This window comes from Streptomyces sp. NPDC002889 (assembly GCF_042888425.1).
Lineage (GTDB): Bacteria > Actinomycetota > Actinomycetes > Streptomycetales > Streptomycetaceae > Streptomyces.
On record NZ_JBIAPT010000004.1, the window covers coordinates 110,087 to 128,380 of the forward strand.

Genomic DNA, 18,294 nt, shown 5'->3' on the forward strand with positions numbered 1-18,294 from the left:
CGCGTACCGGGCCCGGCGCCGACGCGGAATCCGGACCTGCCCGTCCGGCGGTCCGGCGCCGCCGCCGTCCGCAGACGGGGTCACGGCGGTGCTGCACCGGACACCGGAGCTGTGGCTCCGCGCCACGAGCCTGTGACCAGGGCTGACGCCTCGCGGTGGCTGCCAACGGGCAGCCGGTGCCCGGCTTGCGTTCGACGGCCGGGGGCCGACACCTCGCGGCGGTAGCCCGTACCCGGCCTGCGCCCGCAGGGCCCCGCTGGGTCAGACGACCGGCTTGCCGGACAGTTCCACGCCCGCCGCGCGCATCTCGTCCAGCGCGCGGTCCGTGGTCGCCTCCGCGACGCCCGCCGTCAGGTCCAGCAGGACGTGCGTCGTGAAGCCCTCCCGTACCGCGTCCACTGCCGTGGCACGCACGCAGTGGTCCGTGGCTATGCCCACCACGTCCACCTCGGTCACATCGCGCTCGCGCAGCCACTGGGCGAGCGTCGTCCCGTTCTCGTCGGTGCCCTCGAAGCCGCTGTACGCCGGGGCGTACGCGCCCTTGTCGAAGACCGCGTCGATCGCGCCCGACGCGACCGCGGGAGCGAAGTTCGGATGGAAGCCCACACCCTCCGTGCCGGCGACACAGTGGGGCGGCCAGGAGTCGACGTAGTCGGGCCGCTCCGAGAAGTGGTCACCCGGATCGACGTGGTGGTCGCGCGTGGCCACCACATGCCGGTAGCCCGGCTGGGCCTGACCGATGAGGTCGGTGATGGCGGCTGCGACATCGGCACCCCCTGTCACCGCGAGGCTTCCGCCTTCGCAGAAGTCGTTCTGAACGTCCACGACGAGCAAGGCGCGGTGCATGGCGGGTGTCCTTCGGTGGGGTCGGTGGGGGCGCTGGGATCAGCGGGCGAACTGCGGGGACGCCATTGAGCGTAGAGACTCGGCGTGCCGTACGGGAGGGGGCGTCCGGCGAGCGCCTCCCAGACGCACTGGGCTCACACGGCCTCGGCTCACACGTACTCGGTCGGAATGACCGGCTCACCCCGCGAGAGCTGGGTCGCGGACATCGGCAGGGCCGCACGGGCCGCGGTGTGCCGTCCGCGTGCCGCGTCCAGCGGCTCGCGCGCGACCGGCTCGCCGCCCTTGACCAGCTGGACGAGGAGCTGGCGGTCCACGAGACCGGGCGGCACCTCGCCGGTTCCGAGCACCTCCGCCTCGGCGATCCCGTCCGCATCAAGGCGGCGCGCGGCCCACTTGCGGCCCCCGATCGAGGTCTTGCCGCCCAGCGACTTCTTCGCCACGGCGTGCAAGGGAGCCTTGGGGCCGGCGGACTGCGCACGGGCGACCAGCTTGTAGACCATCGAGCAGGTGGGGTGCCCGCTGCCGGTGACCAGCTGGGTGCCGACCCCGTACGCGTCCACCGGCGCCGCCGCCAGCGAGGCGATCGCGTACTCGTCCAGGTCGGAGGTGACCACGATCTTGGTGTTCACGGCTCCCAGCTGGTCCAGCTGGTGCCGCACCCGGTGCGCCACCAGCAGCAGGTCCCCGGAGTCGATGCGGACGGCCCCGAGCTCGGGACCCGCGATCCCGACGGCGGTACGGACGGCCTCGGCCACGTCGTAGGTGTCGACCAGCAGGGTCGTACCGCGGCCCAGCGAGTCGATCTGCGCCTGGAAGGCGTCGCGCTCGCTGTCGTGCAGCAGGGTGAAGGCGTGCGCGCTGGTGCCGACCGTCGGGATGCCGTAGCGGAACCCGGCCGCCAGGTCCGAGGTGGAGTCGAAGCCGCCGACGTAGGCGGCCCGCGCGGCGGCCACCGCGGCCAGCTCATGGGTGCGGCGCGCGCCCATCTCGATCAGCTTGCGGCCGCCGGCGGCGGACGACATCCGCGAGGCCGCGGCCGCGATCGCCGAGTCGTGGTTGAGGATCGACAGGATCACGGTCTCCAGCAGCACGCACTCGGCGAAGGAGCCCTCGACCCGCAGGATCGGCGAGCCGGGGAAGTACACCTCGCCCTCGGGGTAGCCCCAGATGTCGCCGCTGAAGCGGTAGTCGGCCAGCCACTTCAGGGTGGGCTCGTCGACGATGTTCCCCTCGCGCAGGAAGCCGAGGACGCCGGCGTCGAAGCGGAAGTTCTCCACGGCGTCCAGGACGCGTCCGACGCCCCCCACCACGCCGTAGCGGCGGCCCTCGGGCAGCCGGCGGGTGAAGACCTCGAAGACGGAACGGCGCTCCGCGGTGCCGGCCTTCAGTGCCGCCTGAAGCATCGTGAACTCGTACTGGTCGGTGAAGAGCGCCGTCGAAGGAACATCCACCGGCAACCCAAGGTCCGCAACGTTCACGGCAGTCAACCTCGCGCTTTCGTCTCGGGCTGCCGGCCGGTCGGCCGGGGCGCCGGGGCGGCGAAGCCGCGATCGGATGCGGCGCCCCCCGGTGATGCAGCCATGACGAGAATGCTACCCCACATCTCGTCAGTTTGACGAGATGTCGTGGACACCGGCCGGGGCCGTTTGTGCGACGAGGCCTCTCGGGTGGCAGCATGGGTGGAGTGACTGTGCCCGTAGAGATCGAACGACCGGAGTCGGCCGAGGAGACGTTCGCCGTCCCCGAACCCGATGTGCCCTGGGTGACCCTCGTGCACAACGACCCGGTCAACCTGATGAGCTATGTCACCTACGTCTTCCAGGCGTACTTCGGATACTCCAAGGACAAGGCGCACAAGCTGATGCTCGACGTCCATCACAAGGGGCGCGCGGTCGTCTCCAGTGGCAGCCGCGAAGAGATGGAACGCGACGTGCAGGCCATGCACGGCTACGGACTGTGGGCGACGCTCTCCCAGGACCGTATGTGATGGCCAGCCACTTCGAGCCGCTCAAGGGCGGCGGCGCTGCCGTCGCGCTCGACGAGGTCGAGATCTCGATCCTCCGCTCGCTCGCCGTCCAGCTGCTGGAGCTCATCGGGCCCGGTGACGAGCCGGCCGACGGCGAGGACCCGCTGGCCGCCCTGTTCGCCGAGGGGCCCAGCGAGGCGCCCTCCGACCCGGCGCTCGCCCGGCTCTTCCCGGACGCGTACGCCGACCCCGACCCCGAAGCCACCCCTCAGGACGACGAACTGCTCGCCTCCTCGGCCGAGTTCAGGCGCTTCACCGAGAACGACCTGCGCTCGCGCAAGCGCGACGACGCCATGGCCGTGGTGCGCAGCCTGGACTCGCTCAACGCCGCCGGCGACGGCGGGGCCGTGCTGGAGCTCGACGCCGACGAGTGCCTGCACTGGCTCGGCGCGCTCAACGACCTGCGGCTGACCATCGGCACCCGGCTGGAGGTCGGGGACGAGGACGAGAACGAAGCCCTGTACCGGCTGCCGGACTCCGATCCGCGCAAGCCGATGGTGATGGCCTACCTCTGGCTCGGCGCGCTGCAGGAAACGCTCGTCGAGACCTTGATGTCCTGACATCGGTACGCCCTGAAGTGTTCGCTCAACGGACACTCAAATCCGGATAACGATCGCGTCACCGCTACGGCCTGTATTGCGGTGCCGCGATTGCTTTGTCCGGTTCTTCCTGTGGTGTGCGCCACGATCCGGCCGGTCGATCATCGTTTCGGCCGTGATAAATCTTCACGACCACCGGGCACGCCACCCCTGTGCCCGGGGGCGCTTGAGCCGGCAGACCGCTGGCAGCACTCCATCCACATCCGGGGGGATCAGGACCTGATCCGCAGCCGCGCGACGCAGCGGTCGCGGCGGATCAGCATGGAGAAAGGGCGCATGACCATGACCTCAATGCAGGTCGACAAGCAGCACGACAGCAAAGAGGCCGCGGGCGCGGACGAGGGCTACCAGCGCGGACTGGGTGCCCGGCAGATCCAGATGATCGCGATCGGCGGTGCCATCGGGACCGGCCTCTTCCTCGGCGCGGGCAAGGCCATCTCGATGGCCGGACCCAGCCTCATCCTGGCCTACGCCATAGCCGGCCTGGTCATCTTCTTCATCATGCGGGCACTGGGTGAACTGCTCATGTACCGCCCGGTCTCGGGTTCCTTCTCCGAGTACGCGCGCGAATTCGTCGGCCCCTTCGCGGGCTTCGTCACCGGCTGGACGTACTGGCTCTTCTGGGTCGTCACCGGAATGACCGAGGTCACCGCGGCCGCCCAGTACATGACGTACTGGTTCGCCATCCCGCAGTGGGTGTCCGCGCTGATCTTCACGATCATCCTCTACGCGGCGAACCTCATCTCCGTGAAGCTCTTCGGCGAGCTCGAGTTCTGGTTCTCGATGGTCAAGGTCACCGCGATCGTCGGCATGATCCTGATCTGCCTCGGCATCCTCACCCTCGGCTTCTCCGACGCCGGTGAGACCGCGTCCGTCACCCACCTGTGGGCCGACGGCGGCTTCTTCCCCAAGGGCATCGGCGGCACGCTGATGACCCTGCAGATCGTGATGTTCGCCTTCCTCGCGGTCGAGCTGGTCGGCGTCACCGCCGGTGAGTCCAAGGACCCGGAGAAGACCCTGCCCAAGGCGATCAACACCGTCCCGTGGCGTATCGCCGTCTTCTACGTCGGCGCGCTGATCATGATCCTGTCGGTGGTCTCCTGGACCAACTTCGAGCCGGGTGTCTCACCGTTCGTCGCCGCGTTCGACAAGATGGGCCTCGCCCTCGGCGCCGGCATCGTCAACTTCGTGGTCCTCACCGCGGCCCTGTCGTCCTGCAACTCGGGCATGTACTCCACCGGCCGGATGCTGCGCGACCTCGCCCTCAACGGCCAGGGCCCGAAGCTCTTCACCCGGCTGACCAGGAGCGGCACCCCGCTGATCGGCACCACCTTCTCGGCACTGCTGATGATGGTCGGCGTCTGGATCAACTACCAGTGGCCGGGCGACGCCTTCAACAAGGTCGTCTCCTTCGCGACCATCTCCGGCATGTGGGCCTGGATCATGATCCTGGTCTGCCAGATCCGCTACCGGGCCAAGGCGAACCGCGGCGAGCTGCCCGAGTCCACCTTCAAGGCCCCGGGTGCTCCGTACACCAGCTGGTTCGCACTGCTGTTCATCATCATGGTCATCGTGATGATGGGCATCGACAAGGACGCGCGGATCTCGCTGTACTGCGCGCCGCTGTGGGCCCTGATCCTCGGTGCCTCCTACCTGGTGCTCAAGCGCCGCAACCCCGAGGGCGCGGCCTTCGCCAAGCGGTCCTGACCCGGACCTGAGCCCCACCGGTCCAGCATGCGGGCGGACCCGTACCACTCTTCGGTACGGATCCGCCCGCCCGCATGTTCCGAGCGCCCTCCGCTCACCCGGTCCGGGAGAGGGCGCGAGTGAGCCGGACGTCGTCCGCGCGGGCATGCAGTGTCACGCCCGCGTCGGTGACCGAGACATCCGTCGGGCCGAGACCGGCGGGCAGCTCCGGCACGACACGCTCCCGGCCCGCGAGCACCCTGGCGACACGCGGGTCGGCGGGGTCGATCCGGCGGCCAGCGATCGCAGCGGAGACCGGCACCACCGTGACGGTGTGCCCGGCGAGCCGCAGTTCGGCCGTGACGGTCAGCGGCAGACCGAGGATCTCGCGGTCGATACGCAGCCGCCGATCGCCGGCCGCGGACACCGACACGTCCGGTCCGAGGCCGGTGACGAGTGAACCGAAGGGCGCGGTGAACTGCGCGTCGGCGCTCGCCGCCGTGTACGTACCCGCCTTCTCGGAGACGCCGCGCAGCTTCACCGACGCCCGTACGGGGCGCCCTTCGCCGGTGACGGCGTCCGCCCGTACCTCGACGCAGGAGAAGGTCCCCTCGGCTGCGCTCAGGAGGAACGGGAACGCGTCGATCCGCACCTGCGGTGTGCCGACCACCGCACTGTGGCGCCCGGCGATCCTCTCGGCGAGCCGGCCCTCGGCCCGGGCGGCGGCGACCCGGTCGGCGACGGGCAGCGCGGCGAGCACCGCACCCAGAGCCGTCACGGTCCACAGCCGTCGCCCGCGCAGCCGCGCGAACGTGCCGGTCATGAGGCCCCTCCGGTGCTCGTCGGGGCGGTACCGGCAGCCGTGACCGGCGTGGGCGAGGCCGGGGCCGCGTCGTGGCCGTCGTCCTCGATGTCCAGGTGCGGCAGCAGCCGGTCGAGCCATGCGGGCAGCCACCAGTTGGCGCGACCGAGCAGGACCATCGTGGAGGGGACGAGGATGCCGCGAACGACCGTCGCGTCCAGGGCCACGGCCGTGGCCAGCCCGATGCCGAACATCTTCACCACGGGGTCGTCGGACAGCAGGTAACCCAGGAAGACGCTGACCATGATCAGCGCGGCGGAGGTGATGATCCGCCCGGTCCCGGCCAGCCCGCCGATCACCGCCCGGCGGTTGTCGCCGTCGCGCAGATAGGCCGCCCGGACGGCGCTGAGCAGGAAGACCTCGTAGTCCATGGAGAGTCCGAACAACGCGGCGAACATCAGCAGCGGGACGTATCCGGGTATCGGCACGGGCCCTTCGAGGCCGATCAGGGGCGCGCCCCACCCCCACTGGAAGGCCACGGTGAGCACTCCGTAGGCGGCCGCGACCGAGACCAGGTTCATCACCGCGGCCTTCACCGCGATGACGGGGGACCGGAAGGCCGGCAGCAGAAGCAGTGCCGCGACGGCGAGGACGAAACCGACCACCAGCGGCATCCGCCGGGCCAGGCGCTCGTTGAGGTCGGCCTGGGCGGCTGTGGAGCCGCCGACATGGGTGACCTGTCCGCTGCCGGCGGTCGCCTCGGGCAGCGTGTGGTCGCGCAGCCGGTGCACGAGCTCGGCGGTGGCCGGATCCCCGGGCGCCGTGGTGGGCGTGACCTGCCACCGCGCGTGAGCGCCGTCGGCGCTCAGCTGGACCGGTCCCACCGAGGCCACGCCGGGGGCCGCCCGCAGGGCGGCGGTGACCGCCGTGATCCGGGTGTCGCCCGGCGTGGCCGCCGGGGTGGGCAGGGCGTCGGTGACCTGGAGCGGTCCGTTGGCCCCCGGGCCGAAGGCCGCGGCCAGCCGGTCGTACGCGGTACGGCTCGCCGTACCCGCGGGCTTGTCGCCCGCGTCGAGCTGGCCGAACGTCAACTGGGCGGCGGGCGCAGCCAGTACACCGGTCAGCACGAGACCGGCAGCCAGAGCGCGCCATGGCCGCGCGGCGACGTACCCGGCGATGCGGCCCCAGCCGCGCGGGCGGGCGGGGGCCCCTTGGCCGGGACACGCCCGCTCCTTATCGGAGCGCTTCGGGGTGAGCCGCGGCCCGAGCAACGCCAGTACGGCCGGCAGCAGGGTCAGCGTCGCCGCTACGGCGACCAGCACGGCGATGCCCGGCGCCAGCGCCAGGGCGTGCAGCAGGGGCAGCCCGCCCAGGGCCAGACCCGCGAGCGCGGCGACGACCGCGCTGCCCGCGAAGACCACCGCCTTGCCGGAGCCGGCCATGGTACGGGCGGCCGCGTCCTCGACGCCTGCGCCGGCCGCCAGGAGCTCACGGAAGCGGGTCAGGCAGAAGAGCGTGTAGTCGATGCCCACGCCGAGGCCGATCATCGCCGCGATGGTGGTACCCGAGGACGGCATGTCGACGAGGTGCCCCACCAGGCCGATCAGACAGAGGGAGACCGCCAGGCCGAGCGCCCCCGCGAGCAGCGGCACTCCGGCGGCGGCGAGACTGCCGAAGCCCACGGCGAGGATGACGAAGGCGGCCGCGAGCCCGATGATCTCGCTGCGGCCGCTGGAGCCCTTGTCCGCGGCTGCGGCGAGATCGCCGCCCGCGGTGACCTCGATGCCGGCCTCGGCGGCCGGAGCTGCTGCGTCGACGATGCTTCGGGTGATCCCGGGGGTGATGTCCCGCCCGGTGAGGTCCAGTTCGACAAAGATGCGGCCGGTGCGGCCGTCGGAGCTGAGTGCGGTACCGCCCGCCGGATCGTAGGGAGTGGTGACGGCCACCACGTGATCCACGTCCGCGATGGCCCGTGCCGCCGCCTCGACCGCCTGCCGGTGCACAGCCGAGGTGAGGGCCGCCTCGTCGGCGGGTGCGTGGAGGACGACGGGCTGCCTGCCGGAGGCCGCGTCCTGGAAAACGTCCCCGGCGTCGCGCGCCGCCTGGCTGTCGCTGCCCGGGATGGTGACGGCCTCGGTGGTGACCTTCCCGAACACCCCGACGGCGACGGCCAGGACGGTGAGCAGGAGCAGCCACGCTGCCACGGTTCGCTTGGGTCTGCGGGCACACCAGCGCCCGGCGGACAGGAGCATCGGGAACGCCGCCCTCTCGTAAGGAACTTATTGCACTCGGCGTGCAATCAAACCGTTGCATCACGAGTGCAACAATGTCAACGAGAAGGCGAGGAGGTGCCGCGGTGAAGCAGCCGGACGGACAGTCACCGGACAGTGCTCATGGCCGTGCCCGGGGCCGCGCTCCGGACGGCCGTACCGAGCGCGGGCGGCAGACCCGCGAGAAGATCGCCGACGCCCTGCTGGCTCTGCTCGACGAAGGCGAGTCGCACTTCCCGGCGGACCGGGTCGCCGAGCGGGCAGGCGTGTCCCGGCGCCTGGTGTTCCATCACTTCGCCGACATGGCCCAACTGGCGGACACCGCGATCACCCGGCGGCTGGAACAGCTGACCGCCCGGATCAAGCCGCTGCCCACGGACGGCCCGCGCGCGGCCCGGGTGACCGCTCTCGCCGAACAGCGCGCCCGGATCCTGGAGTGGATGACCCCGGCCCGGCTCGCGATCCTGCGCATGGACCAGCCCTCCGAGCGCGTCGAGGAGGCCACCCGGCAGGTCCTGGACTTCGCCCGTGGACGACTGGCCGAGGTCTTCGCCGCGGAGCTCGACCGGGTGCCCGAGGACCGCAGGACGGACCTGCTCAACGGGCTGGACGCGGTCACCACATGGGGTGCCTGGTACCACTGGCGCAGCGGCGGCCTGGACATCGAGGCGGCCCGGCGTGCGATGGAAACCGCCGTGCACGCCCTGCTCGCGGCCACCGACCCGCCCTCGCCGGTCTCCTGAGCGATCTCACCGGCTGATCCCCGGATCTCAGAACCGCGGATCAGCCGCCTATTGTCGTCACCATGCTGACCATCACCCGTGCTCTGTTCGACCAGATCGTGGCGCACGCCCGCCAGGACCACCCCGACGAGGCCTGCGGCATGGTCGCCGGCCCCGAGGGCAGCGGCCGCCCCGAGCGCTTCATCCCCATGATGAACGCAGCCCGCTCGCCCACGTTCTACGAATTCGACTCCGGCGATCTGCTCAAGCTCTACCGCGAGCTCGACGACCGCGACGAGGAGCCGGTGATCATCTACCACTCGCACACCGCGACCGAGGCGTACCCCTCGCGCACCGACATCAGCTACGCCAACGAGCCCGGCGCGCACTACGTCCTGGTCTCCACCGCCGACGCGGACGGCGCGGGCCCCTTCCAGTTCCGCTCGTTCCGCATCGTGGAGGGCGAGATCACCGAGGAAGAGGTCGAGGTCGTCGAGGCCTACTGAGGCCGGGGCAGCACCGGTCCGTCCGAATGGCGAGCACCATGTGCCCAACATGTGGGATCACACTCCGGGGTAGGGAGCGGGAATCGATACGATGACCGCATGGTTCCCCCTGACGTGAGCGACAAGACGCCGAGCACGCTGCTGCTCGTGGCGCGGCTGCACGTCGACCTGTGCCGCCTCGCCAGCGCGATGTGTACGGCCCGCACCGCGTCCTGACCAGCCTCCGCACCCCGGACCGGACGCACCTCAAGCACCACCCCCCCCCGCGCGGGGGCCAGAGCCGCGCCCTTACGCCACCCTCCCGACAGGAGCCCACTCCATGGCCATCGAGGTCCGCATCCCGACCATCCTCCGCACCTACACCGACGGCGCCAAGGCCGTCGAAGGCAACGGAGAGACCCTCGCCGAGCTCTTCGCCGACCTCGAGACCCGCCACGCAGGAATCCAGGAACGGATCGTCGACAAGGCGAACGGCGACCAGCTGCGCCGCTTCGTCAACGTCTACCTCAACGACGAGGACGTCCGCTTCCTCGACGGCATCTCCACCAAGCTCGCCGACGGCGACAGCGTCACCATCCTCCCCGCGGTCGCCGGCGGATCCGACGCGGCGCAGCCGCGTCCTGCCGTGGTGGCGGCCGGGCGACGGGTGGGAATGCGCTGATGCGTTACGACTCCCCGCTGGCGGCGGTCGGCAACACCCCGCTGGTCCGGCTCCCGCGACTGTCGCCCTCGGACGACGTCCGGATCTGGGCCAAGCTCGAGGACCGCAACCCGACCGGCTCGATCAAGGACCGCCCCGCGCTCCACATGGTCGAGCAGGCGGAGAAGGACGGCCGGCTGACCCCGGGCTGCACCATTCTCGAGCCCACCAGCGGCAACACCGGCATCTCCCTGGCCATGGCGGCGAAGCTCAAGGGCTACCGCATCGTCTGCGTCATGCCGGAGAACACCTCCCAGGAGCGCCGGGACCTGCTCGCCATGTGGGGAGCGGAGATCATCTCGTCGCCGGCGGCGGGCGGCTCCAACACCGCGGTGCGCGTCGCCAAGGAACTCGCCGAGCAGAACCCCTCCTGGGTGATGCTCTACCAGTACGGCAACCCGGACAACGCGGGCGCGCACTACGCCACCACCGGCCCGGAGATCCTCGCCGACCTGCCCTCCGTCACCCACTTCGTGGCGGGCCTCGGCACCACCGGCACGCTCATGGGCGTCGGCCGCTATCTGCGCGAGCAGAAGCCCGACATCAAGATCGTCGCCGCCGAGCCGCGCTACGACGACCTGGTCTACGGCCTGCGCAACCTGGACGAGGGCTTCGTCCCCGAGCTGTACGACGCCTCGGTCCTGACCACCCGCTTCTCGGTGGGCTCCGCGGACGCGGTCACCCGCACCCGCGAACTGCTCCAGCAGGAGGGCATCTTCGCGGGCGTCTCCACGGGCGCGGCGCTGCACGCGGCGATCGGCATCGGCAACAAGGCGGTCAAGGCGGGCGAACCCGCGGACATCGTCTTCGTGGTCGCGGACGGCGGCTGGAAGTACCTGTCGACGGGCGTCTACACGGCCCCGACGACGGAGGCGGCGATCGAAGCACTGCAGGGCCAGCTCTGGGCCTGACGTGGTCCGCGGTTGGCCAGGGGCGGGGGCCGTTGGATGTTGTTGCCGGTGGGTTTCCCGGGGCCGGCCGCATGGGGCGGGCGGCCCCGTGTTGCTGGGGTCGGGCGGTCCTGAGGCCGGCGCGGGACGGCCGCGGCCGCTGATGTCCCGCAGGGCCCGGGACGCGGCCCGCGTGCCGGGGCCCACTGCGGAGCCGGCGGATGGGGGTGGGGGCGTCAGCCCCACGAACCGCCACCCCGTGGGTCCGGGGACCCGCTCACGCGGCCAAGTGTCTGACCTGGTCCCAGACCGTCGGGTCCACCACCCCCACACGGCGGCGGAACTCCCACAGCCCCACGTCCCGCAGCTCGTCCGTCTCCAGGAAGCTCGGGCGGCCCTGCGCATCCGCCACCGTCCCCGGCGGCAGCGCGATCACGCCCGGACGCTCGTCGTGGTACCGGCTGGTGATCTTGGCGACCTGGGCCGTATCGCCCCGTACCGACAGCACCAGACACGGGCGGTCCTTCGATCCCTGCCGGTCCTCGTAGGGCACTTCCGCCCACCAGATCTCGCCCGGCGCCGGACCGCCCTTCGGCCGGCGCCCCCGCTCACCCGGCCGCCCCGGCGGTCGCGTGCGGCCACCCGGCCGGCCGCCACCTCGCCCGCGGCCGTCCACCACCGCGGCGAGCAGCGCGAGCACCACCACCGCGGCCACCGCGAGCCACCAGGACGTGTCCATACCGCCGACGGTACCTTCGCCCCCGTAGCCACGCGCTCCCACGGCCCCCGGGGCCGGGCCGTGCCCGGGGAAGCCCGCCCTGGCAAGGTGGAAACCACCCAGGGGCGCAACCACCAACGGCCCCCGCCCTGGCCGCCCCGGACCGGGTAAGGCCCTGGTCGACCCGGACCGGGCAGGGCCCTGGTCGACCCCGGACCGGTCAAGGCCCGGACCTGGCCGCATACTGCCTTGGTCAAGGGGGTGAGTTGCCCCACAACGCCGTGCCCCGGAGGAGCGACCAGCCCTTTCGCGCCTTACGCTCGACGCACCGCACGACTTTCCCCAGCCCTCCCCGTCAACGGAGGTTCAAGCTCCATGAAGCTCACCGTCGTCGGCTGCTCGGGGTCGTTCCCGTCCGCGGAATCGGCCTGCTCGAGCTACCTCGTAGAGGCCGACGGCTTCCGGCTGCTCCTCGACATGGGCAATGGAGCCCTGGGCGAGCTGCAGCGCCACTGCGGTCTCTATGACCTCGACGCCATCTTCCTCAGCCATCTCCATGCGGACCACTGCATCGACATGTGCGGATATTTCGTCGCCTGCTACTACCGCTACGAGGGCGGCCGCCCCGCGCCGATCCCTGTGTACGGACCCGAGGGCACCGAGCAGCGACTGACCACGGCTTACGGGGACACCCCCACCGCCTCCTCCATGAGCGAGGTCTTCGACTTCCACACGCTGAAGGCCGGCAGCTTCGACATCGGCCCGTTCTCCGTGCGTACGGAGAGGGTGAGCCACCCTGTCGAGGCGTACGGCATCCGCATGGAGCACGCCGGCAGGTCGCTCACGTACTCCGGTGACACCGGCGTCTGCGACGCCCTGCACGACCTTGCCGACGGCACGGACCTGTTCCTGTGCGAGGCGTCCTTCACGCACGGCAAGGAGGACATCCCGAACCTCCACCTCAACGGGCGGGAGGCCGGGGCGCACGCCCGCAGGGCGAACGTCGGCCGCATGGTGCTGACCCACATCCCGCCGTGGACGGACGCCGAGCAGAACCTGGCGGACGCCCGCGCGGTGTACGACGGCCCGACCGAGATCGCGGCCCCGGGCGCGATCTACGAGATCTGAGAACGAATGGCCGAAGCCCCTGTCCTCCGCGCGGAGGACAGGGGCTTCGACGTGTGCGGCGCGGACGATCACGCCTTGGTGAGGTCCTCGACCTCTTCCTCGGGCTCGCGGCCCGGGGTGGGGAGGTTGAACTTGGTGATGGCGAAGCGGAAGACCGTGTAGTAGATCGCCGCGAACACCAGGCCGATCGGGATGATCATCCAGGGCTGGGTGGCCTTGCTCCAGCCGAGGCCGAGGTCGATCAGGCCGGCGGAGAAGGTGAAGCCCGCGTGGACCCCCAGCGCCCAGGTGACGGCCATCGACACGGCGGTCAGGACGGCGTGGATCGCGTACAGCAGCGGCGCGATGAACATGAAGGAGAACTCGATCGGCTCCGTCACTCCGGTGACGAACGAGGTCAGGGCCAGCGAGACCATCATGCCCGTCACGGCCTTGCGGCGCTCGGGGCGGGCGGTGTGCGCGATGGCCAGCGCGGCGGCAGGCAGACCGAACATCATGATCGGGAAGAAGCCCGACATGAACAGGCCGGCCTCAGGGTCGCCGGCGAAGAAACGGTTGAGGTCACCGTGGACCACTTCGCCGGCCGCGTTGGTGAAGTCGCCGATCTGGAACCAGGCGACGGTGTTCACGAACTGGTGCATGCCGATCGGGATGAGCGCGCGGTTGATGGCACCGAAGAGGCCGGCGCCGCCGGCGCCCAGCCCGGTCATCCACTCACCGAAGTCGGAGATGATCCCACCGATCGGCTCCCAGACCAGGCCGAAGAAGACACCCACGATCACACCGACGAAGGCCATGACGATGGGAACGAGCCGGCGGCCGTTGAAGAAGCCGAGCCAGTCCACCAGCTTCGTGCGGTGGAGGCGCTGCCACAGGACCGCGGCGAGCAGACCCATGATGATGCCCCCGAGGACACCCGGGTTGTTGTAGGTCGCGGCGACATCCACGCCCTTGTTCTCGGTTGTGTTGACCACGGCTTCCGTGACCGGGAACGCGGTGAGGACGTTTTTGTAGACCAGGAAGCCGACCAGCGCGGCCAGGGCGGTGGATCCGTCGGACTTCTTCGCGAAGCCGATGGCCACGCCGATGCAGAAGAGCAGGGGCAGATTGGCGAAGACGGCGTCACCGGCGGTGGCGAACACCGAAGCGACCTTGTCCCAGCCGAGACCGTCGGCGCCGAACACGTCCGGCTGGCCCAGGCGCAGCAATATGCCCGCAGCGGGCAGAACGGCGATGGGCAGCTGAAGGCTTCGACCCACCTTCTGCAGACCTTGGAACAGGCCTGAGCTCCACTTTTTGGCGGGCGGGGCCGTGGCCGCGGTAGCCGTACTCATAACTTCCTCCAGTGGGCAAGGCGCCGCCAGGGGACAGGGACAACGGGGAGGGCGGCGTCTCAAAGGGGAAACGCGGCATTGGTCTGGACCGCGTGGTCTACACCTCTGAGAGGTGTAGACCAGTTTTAGCACGTGAGGGTTCGATAAGGAACCTGCGAATTTTGTGGCCGGGCCATACGTGCCAAAACACGGCTGAAGGCCCCCGGACCGTACGGTCCGGGGGCCTTCAGTGCGTGCCGGGACGGGGTCGGAGGACCCGCCCGCGACGCCGCTCCACGCTCTACGCCTTGGTCGAGTCCCGCTCCAGTTCCTCCTCGAGCTCCTCCGGCCCCCGCCCCGGCGTCGGAATGTCGAAGACCGTGATCGCGAACCGGAAGAGCACGTAATAGACCACCGCGAAACACGCACCGATCGGGATGATCAGCCACGGCTTCGTATCCAGGTGCCAGTTGACGACGTAGTCGATCAGCCCCGCCGAGAAAGTGAAGCCCGCATGCACGCCGAGGGCCCAGGTGATGGCCATCGATGCGCCGGTGAGCAGCGCGTGCATCCCGTACAGCAGCGGTGCCACGAACATGAAGGAGAACTCGATCGGCTCGGTAACGCCGGTGACGAAGGAGGTGAGTGCCACCGAGAACATCAGGCCGCCGACCCGCTTGCGGTGTTCGGGGCGGGCGCAGTGCGTCATCGCGAGTGCGGCGGCCGGCAGGCCGAACATCATGATCGGGAAGAAGCCGGACATGAATTGCCCCGCGTTCGGATCCTCGGCGAAGAAGCGCGTCAGGTCGCCCTGCACCACGGTGCCCTCCGGCGTGGTGAACTCACCTGCCTGGAGCCAGACGAAGATGTTCAGGAAGTGGTGCATGCCGACGGGGAGCAGCAGCCGGTTGGCGACACCGAACAGGCCAGCACCCCATGCGCCGAGGCCGATCAGCTGCTTGGAGAACCATGTCAGCGCGTCCCCCACCGGCTCCCACAGCAGTCCGAACACCACGCCCAGCACGCAGCAGACGAACGCCATGATGATCGGGACGAGCCGGCGTCCGTTGAAGAAGCCGAGCCAGTCCACCAGCTTGGTGCGGTGGTAGCGCTGCCAGATGACGGCGGTGAGCAGGCCGATCGTAATGCCCCCGAGCACGCCCGGATTCTGCGGGATGCCGTCCGGGAGTGCTCTGGTCTCCGTACCGCCGACCGGGAACGCCTTGAGCACGTTGTAGTAGACGAGAAAGCCCGCGGTGGCGGCGAGTGCGGTCGAGCCGTCGGCCTTTTTCGCGAAGCCGATCGCGACACCGATGCAGAAGAGCAGGGGCAGGCCGAGGCTGCCGTCGAGGATGCCGGTGCCGCCCTTGATGAGCACCTCGGACGTCCTGTCCCAGAAGTCGCCGTGGAGAGAGGCCTCGAGGAGTCGGCCGAGGCTGACCAGCAGACCGGCCGCCGGGAGGACTGCCACGGGAAGCATCAGGCTCCGGCCGACCTTCTGCAGTCCCTGGAAGAGACCGTGCCGCCGCTTCGGCCGCGGCGCGGAAGCGCTCTCGGTGCTCATCGGCGTCCTCCCGGAGCATGCCAGGTTTGGCAGGAGTCGCAGACTGGTGTAGACCAGTTGCGGTACGGTCCCGATGGCCCCGTCGACGACAGGGCACTGGTGATCGTCATCATTCGGTACGAGGTGGTTACACGCCCGCGAAGTTGGGCCAACCGTGCGTTACCGTGACGAAGCGGACCTACGTGGGCCGAGGCAGCGCTCAGCGCTCTTGAACGCAGGGAGAAAGACATGGCCAGCAAGGCTGAGAAGATCGTCGCCGGGCTCGGCGGAATCGACAACATCGAAGAGATCGAAGGCTGCATCACCCGCCTCCGCACCGAAGTCGTGGACCCCGCCAAGGTCGACGAAGCCGCGCTCAAGGCCGCCGGCGCCCACGGCGTCGTCAAGATGGGTACCGCGATCCAGGTCGTCATCGGCACCGACGCCGACCCCATCGCCGCCGACATCGAAGACATGATGTGACCTGCCGCCGCACGCCGCGCTGAGCTCGACCGAGGGGCCTTCCACCCGGAACGGCCCCTCACCCATATGCCGATAGGCTCGGCACATGTCTCGAATCGACGGCCGCACCCCCGAACAGCTCCGCCCGGTCACCATCGAACGCGGATGGAGCAAGCACGCCGAGGGCTCCGTCCTCATCGCCTTCGGGGACACCAAGGTCTTCTGCACCGCCTCCTTCACCGAAGGCGTCCCCCGCTGGCGCAAGGGAAGCGGCGAAGGCTGGGTCACCAGCGAGTACTCGATGCTGCCGCGCTCCACCAACACCCGCGGCGACCGCGAATCCGTACGCGGCAAGATCGGCGGCCGCACCCACGAGATCAGCCGCCTCATCGGCCGTTCCCTGCGCGCCGTCATCGACTACAAGGCACTCGGCGAGAACACCATCGTCCTCGACTGCGACGTCCTCCAGGCAGACGGCGGCACCCGCACCGCCGCCATCACCGGCGCCTACGTCGCCCTCGCCGACGCCATCACCTGGGCCCAGGGCAAGAAGCTCATCAAAGCCGGCCGCAAGCCCCTCACCGGCACCGTCGCCGCCGTCAGCGTCGGCATCGTCGACGGCACCCCCCTCCTCGACCTCTGCTACGAGGAAGACGTACGCGCCGAAACCGACATGAACGTCGTCTGCACCGGCGACGGCCGCTTCGTCGAGGTCCAGGGCACCGCCGAGGCCGAGCCCTTCGACCGCAAGGAACTCAACGCACTCCTCGACCTCGCCACCGGAGGCTGCGCCGACCTCGCCGCCCTCCAGCGCGCCGCCCTCCAGCGCGCCGCCCTCGGCACCGCCGAGTAACAGGGCAACCAAAAACGGCGCCCACGGCGTCGTTAGAGTCACGGGCGCACGGGCCGAACCGTGCGCCCGTCCGTACCCGGGGAGGACCGTTCCATGTCTGCGCGCCGCCGCATAGCCCTCACGATCGTTACCGCCGCACTCGTCGTGCCCACAGCCGCCGGCTGCGGCGCCCTCGACAAGGCGCTCGACTGCGTAGCGACCGCAGACGCGATCGCCACCAGCGTCGACAAACTCCAGCAGGCCGTCTCCAGCGCTGCCGAAGACCCCACCAAGGCCAGGGAAGCCCTCGACGACATCGACAAGGAACTCGACAGCCTCGGCGACAAGACCGACAACGCCGACCTCACCAAGGCCGTCGACGACCTGGGCAAGGGCGTCGACAACGTCCGCAAATCCATCGAAGGCGGCGACGCCACCCCCGACATCAGCCCCGTCACCGACGCGGCCACCGAGATCGGCAAGGTCTGCACCCCGTAACAGCCGTAGATACTGGGGACATGACGCGCCTGATCCTCGCCACCCGCAACGCCGGGAAGATCACCGAACTCAAGGCCATCCTCGCCGACGCGGGCCTCACCCACGACCTCGTCGGCGCGGATGCCTACCCCGACATCCCCGACGTCAAGGAAACCGGCGTCACCTTCGCCGAGAACGCCCTGCTCAAAGCCCACGCCCTGGCCCAGGCCACCGGCCTGCCCGCCGTCGCCGACGACTCCGGCCTCTGCGTCGACGTCCTCGGCGGCGCGCCCGGCATCTTCTCCGCGAGGTGGGCGGGCACGCACGGAAACGACACGGCCAACCTCAACCTGCTGCTGGCCCAGCTCTCGGACATCGACGCCGCCCACCGCGCCGCCCACTTCGCCTGCGCAGCCGCCCTGGCCCTCCCGGACGGCACCGAGCGCGTGGTCGAAGGCCGCCTCCTGGGCACGCTGCGCCACGCACCCGAGGGCGAGGGGGGCTTCGGCTACGACCCGATCCTCCAGCCGGAGGGCGAGACGCGCACCTGCGCGCAGCTGACGCCGTCGGAGAAGAACGCGATCAGCCACCGGGGGAAGGCGTTCCGGGCGCTGGTACCGGTGGTGCGGGAGCTGCTGGGCTGAGCTCCTTGTACACCAAAGGGCGCGGTACCGCCTCGGTACCACGCCCTTTGTTCGTGGGCCCGGTGGGACTCGAACCCACGACACACCGGACCTAAACCGGCGCCCTCTTGGCCAGCTGGGGTACGGACCC

Annotated in this window: 20 protein-coding genes and 1 tRNA gene; 13 read left to right on the forward strand and 8 right to left on the reverse strand. The window is 70.2% G+C overall.

The window, feature by feature from the left end:
• Positions 1 to 261 precede the first annotated feature (261 nt).
• Together ACFYWI_RS07360 and ACFYWI_RS07365 are read right to left on the reverse strand one after the other, a co-directional pair.
• Positions 262 to 846 carry a nicotinamidase gene (locus tag ACFYWI_RS07360; protein ID WP_389226591.1) on the reverse strand — a complete coding sequence of 195 codons (585 nt, stop codon included), beginning with the start codon at positions 844 to 846 and terminating at the stop codon, positions 262 to 264.
• A gap of 149 nt (positions 847 to 995) precedes the next feature.
• Complete coding sequence (locus tag ACFYWI_RS07365) at positions 996 to 2,324, reverse strand: nicotinate phosphoribosyltransferase (RefSeq protein ID WP_389226594.1); 1,329 nt, start codon at positions 2,322 to 2,324, stop codon at positions 996 to 998.
• 197 nt (positions 2,325 to 2,521) lie between these two features.
• Between ACFYWI_RS07365 and clpS the strand changes: the two genes are divergently transcribed.
• The 3 genes from clpS (at position 2,522) to ACFYWI_RS07380 (ending at position 5,178) form a co-directional block, all read left to right on the forward strand.
• Positions 2,522 to 2,833 carry an ATP-dependent Clp protease adapter ClpS gene (gene clpS, locus ACFYWI_RS07370; protein WP_389226597.1) on the forward strand — a complete coding sequence of 104 codons (312 nt, stop codon included), beginning with the start codon at positions 2,522 to 2,524 and terminating at the stop codon, positions 2,831 to 2,833.
• The gene (locus tag ACFYWI_RS07375; RefSeq protein ID WP_389226600.1) at positions 2,833 to 3,432 is read left to right on the forward strand and encodes a DUF2017 domain-containing protein; all 600 of its coding nucleotides are present in this window, start codon (positions 2,833 to 2,835) and stop codon (positions 3,430 to 3,432) included. The genes clpS and ACFYWI_RS07375 overlap by 1 nt, the downstream gene beginning before the upstream one ends.
• A gap of 321 nt (positions 3,433 to 3,753) precedes the next feature.
• Positions 3,754 to 5,178 carry an amino acid permease gene (locus tag ACFYWI_RS07380; RefSeq protein WP_389227320.1) on the forward strand — a complete coding sequence of 475 codons (1,425 nt, stop codon included), beginning with the start codon at positions 3,754 to 3,756 and terminating at the stop codon, positions 5,176 to 5,178.
• Positions 5,179 to 5,272: 94 nt separating this feature from the next.
• On the opposite strand, the gene ACFYWI_RS07385 is transcribed toward ACFYWI_RS07380, so the two are convergent.
• Both ACFYWI_RS07385 and ACFYWI_RS07390 read right to left on the reverse strand, forming a co-directional pair.
• Entirely contained in the window at positions 5,273 to 5,980 is a 708-nt protein-coding gene (locus ACFYWI_RS07385; RefSeq protein WP_389226603.1) for a DUF2993 domain-containing protein, read from the reverse strand.
• Complete coding sequence (locus tag ACFYWI_RS07390) at positions 5,977 to 8,163, reverse strand: MMPL family transporter (protein ID WP_389226606.1); 2,187 nt, start codon at positions 8,161 to 8,163, stop codon at positions 5,977 to 5,979. The genes ACFYWI_RS07385 and ACFYWI_RS07390 overlap by 4 nt, the downstream gene beginning before the upstream one ends.
• Positions 8,164 to 8,315: 152 nt before the next feature.
• Between ACFYWI_RS07390 and ACFYWI_RS07395 the strand changes: the two genes are divergently transcribed.
• The 5 genes from ACFYWI_RS07395 to ACFYWI_RS07415 all read left to right on the forward strand — a co-directional run bounded on the left by ACFYWI_RS07395 (position 8,316) and on the right by ACFYWI_RS07415 (position 11,068).
• On the forward strand, positions 8,316 to 8,972 hold the full coding sequence (locus ACFYWI_RS07395) for a TetR/AcrR family transcriptional regulator (protein ID WP_389226609.1): 657 nt from the start codon (positions 8,316 to 8,318) through the stop codon (positions 8,970 to 8,972).
• Positions 8,973 to 9,034: 62 nt separating this feature from the next.
• Positions 9,035 to 9,457 carry a Mov34/MPN/PAD-1 family protein gene (locus tag ACFYWI_RS07400; protein WP_389226612.1) on the forward strand — a complete coding sequence of 141 codons (423 nt, stop codon included), beginning with the start codon at positions 9,035 to 9,037 and terminating at the stop codon, positions 9,455 to 9,457.
• 99 nt (positions 9,458 to 9,556) lie between these two features.
• Positions 9,557 to 9,673, forward strand: coding sequence for a putative leader peptide (locus ACFYWI_RS07405; RefSeq protein ID WP_389226615.1), 117 nt, complete (start codon positions 9,557 to 9,559; stop codon positions 9,671 to 9,673).
• A 103-nt stretch (positions 9,674 to 9,776) separates the two neighbouring features.
• Positions 9,777 to 10,118, forward strand: coding sequence for a MoaD/ThiS family protein (locus ACFYWI_RS07410; protein ID WP_389226618.1), 342 nt, complete (start codon positions 9,777 to 9,779; stop codon positions 10,116 to 10,118).
• Positions 10,118 to 11,068, forward strand: coding sequence for a PLP-dependent cysteine synthase family protein (locus tag ACFYWI_RS07415; protein ID WP_389226621.1), 951 nt, complete (start codon positions 10,118 to 10,120; stop codon positions 11,066 to 11,068). Before ACFYWI_RS07410 ends, ACFYWI_RS07415 begins: the two co-directional genes overlap by 1 nt.
• Positions 11,069 to 11,324: 256 nt before the next feature.
• Here the strand turns inward: ACFYWI_RS07415 and ACFYWI_RS07420 are convergent, their stop codons facing one another.
• Positions 11,325 to 11,786 (reverse strand): type II toxin-antitoxin system PemK/MazF family toxin, encoded by a 462-nt coding sequence (locus ACFYWI_RS07420; protein ID WP_389226624.1) that lies wholly within the window; start codon positions 11,784 to 11,786, stop codon positions 11,325 to 11,327.
• Positions 11,787 to 12,140: 354 nt separating this feature from the next.
• On the opposite strand from ACFYWI_RS07420, the gene ACFYWI_RS07425 reads away from it, so the two are divergent.
• On the forward strand, positions 12,141 to 12,893 hold the full coding sequence (locus ACFYWI_RS07425) for an MBL fold metallo-hydrolase (RefSeq protein WP_389226627.1): 753 nt from the start codon (positions 12,141 to 12,143) through the stop codon (positions 12,891 to 12,893).
• 68 nt (positions 12,894 to 12,961) lie between these two features.
• Here the strand turns inward: ACFYWI_RS07425 and ACFYWI_RS07430 are convergent, their stop codons facing one another.
• Together ACFYWI_RS07430 and ACFYWI_RS07435 are read right to left on the reverse strand one after the other, a co-directional pair.
• Positions 12,962 to 14,227 (reverse strand): PTS transporter subunit EIIC, encoded by a 1,266-nt coding sequence (locus ACFYWI_RS07430; protein WP_389226630.1) that lies wholly within the window; start codon positions 14,225 to 14,227, stop codon positions 12,962 to 12,964.
• Positions 14,228 to 14,507: 280 nt separating this feature from the next.
• A complete protein-coding gene (locus tag ACFYWI_RS07435) occupies positions 14,508 to 15,770 on the reverse strand; it encodes a PTS transporter subunit EIIC (RefSeq protein ID WP_389226633.1) in 1,263 nt (420 codons plus the stop codon).
• Between the two features lie 228 nt (positions 15,771 to 15,998).
• Between ACFYWI_RS07435 and ACFYWI_RS07440 the strand changes: the two genes are divergently transcribed.
• The 4 genes from ACFYWI_RS07440 (at position 15,999) to rdgB (ending at position 18,164) form a co-directional block, all read left to right on the forward strand.
• The gene (locus ACFYWI_RS07440) at positions 15,999 to 16,232 is read left to right on the forward strand and encodes a glucose PTS transporter subunit EIIB (RefSeq protein WP_246574262.1); all 234 of its coding nucleotides are present in this window, start codon (positions 15,999 to 16,001) and stop codon (positions 16,230 to 16,232) included.
• An 85-nt stretch (positions 16,233 to 16,317) separates the two neighbouring features.
• Positions 16,318 to 17,064, forward strand: coding sequence for a ribonuclease PH (rph, locus tag ACFYWI_RS07445; protein ID WP_389226636.1), 747 nt, complete (start codon positions 16,318 to 16,320; stop codon positions 17,062 to 17,064).
• Positions 17,065 to 17,157: 93 nt separating this feature from the next.
• Positions 17,158 to 17,541 (forward strand): hypothetical protein, encoded by a 384-nt coding sequence (locus ACFYWI_RS07450; RefSeq protein WP_389226639.1) that lies wholly within the window; start codon positions 17,158 to 17,160, stop codon positions 17,539 to 17,541.
• 20 nt (positions 17,542 to 17,561) lie between these two features.
• Complete coding sequence (rdgB, locus tag ACFYWI_RS07455) at positions 17,562 to 18,164, forward strand: RdgB/HAM1 family non-canonical purine NTP pyrophosphatase (RefSeq protein ID WP_389226642.1); 603 nt, start codon at positions 17,562 to 17,564, stop codon at positions 18,162 to 18,164.
• Between the two features lie 54 nt (positions 18,165 to 18,218).
• Here rdgB and ACFYWI_RS07460 read toward each other — a convergent pair.
• Positions 18,219 to 18,294, reverse strand: a tRNA-Leu gene (locus tag ACFYWI_RS07460).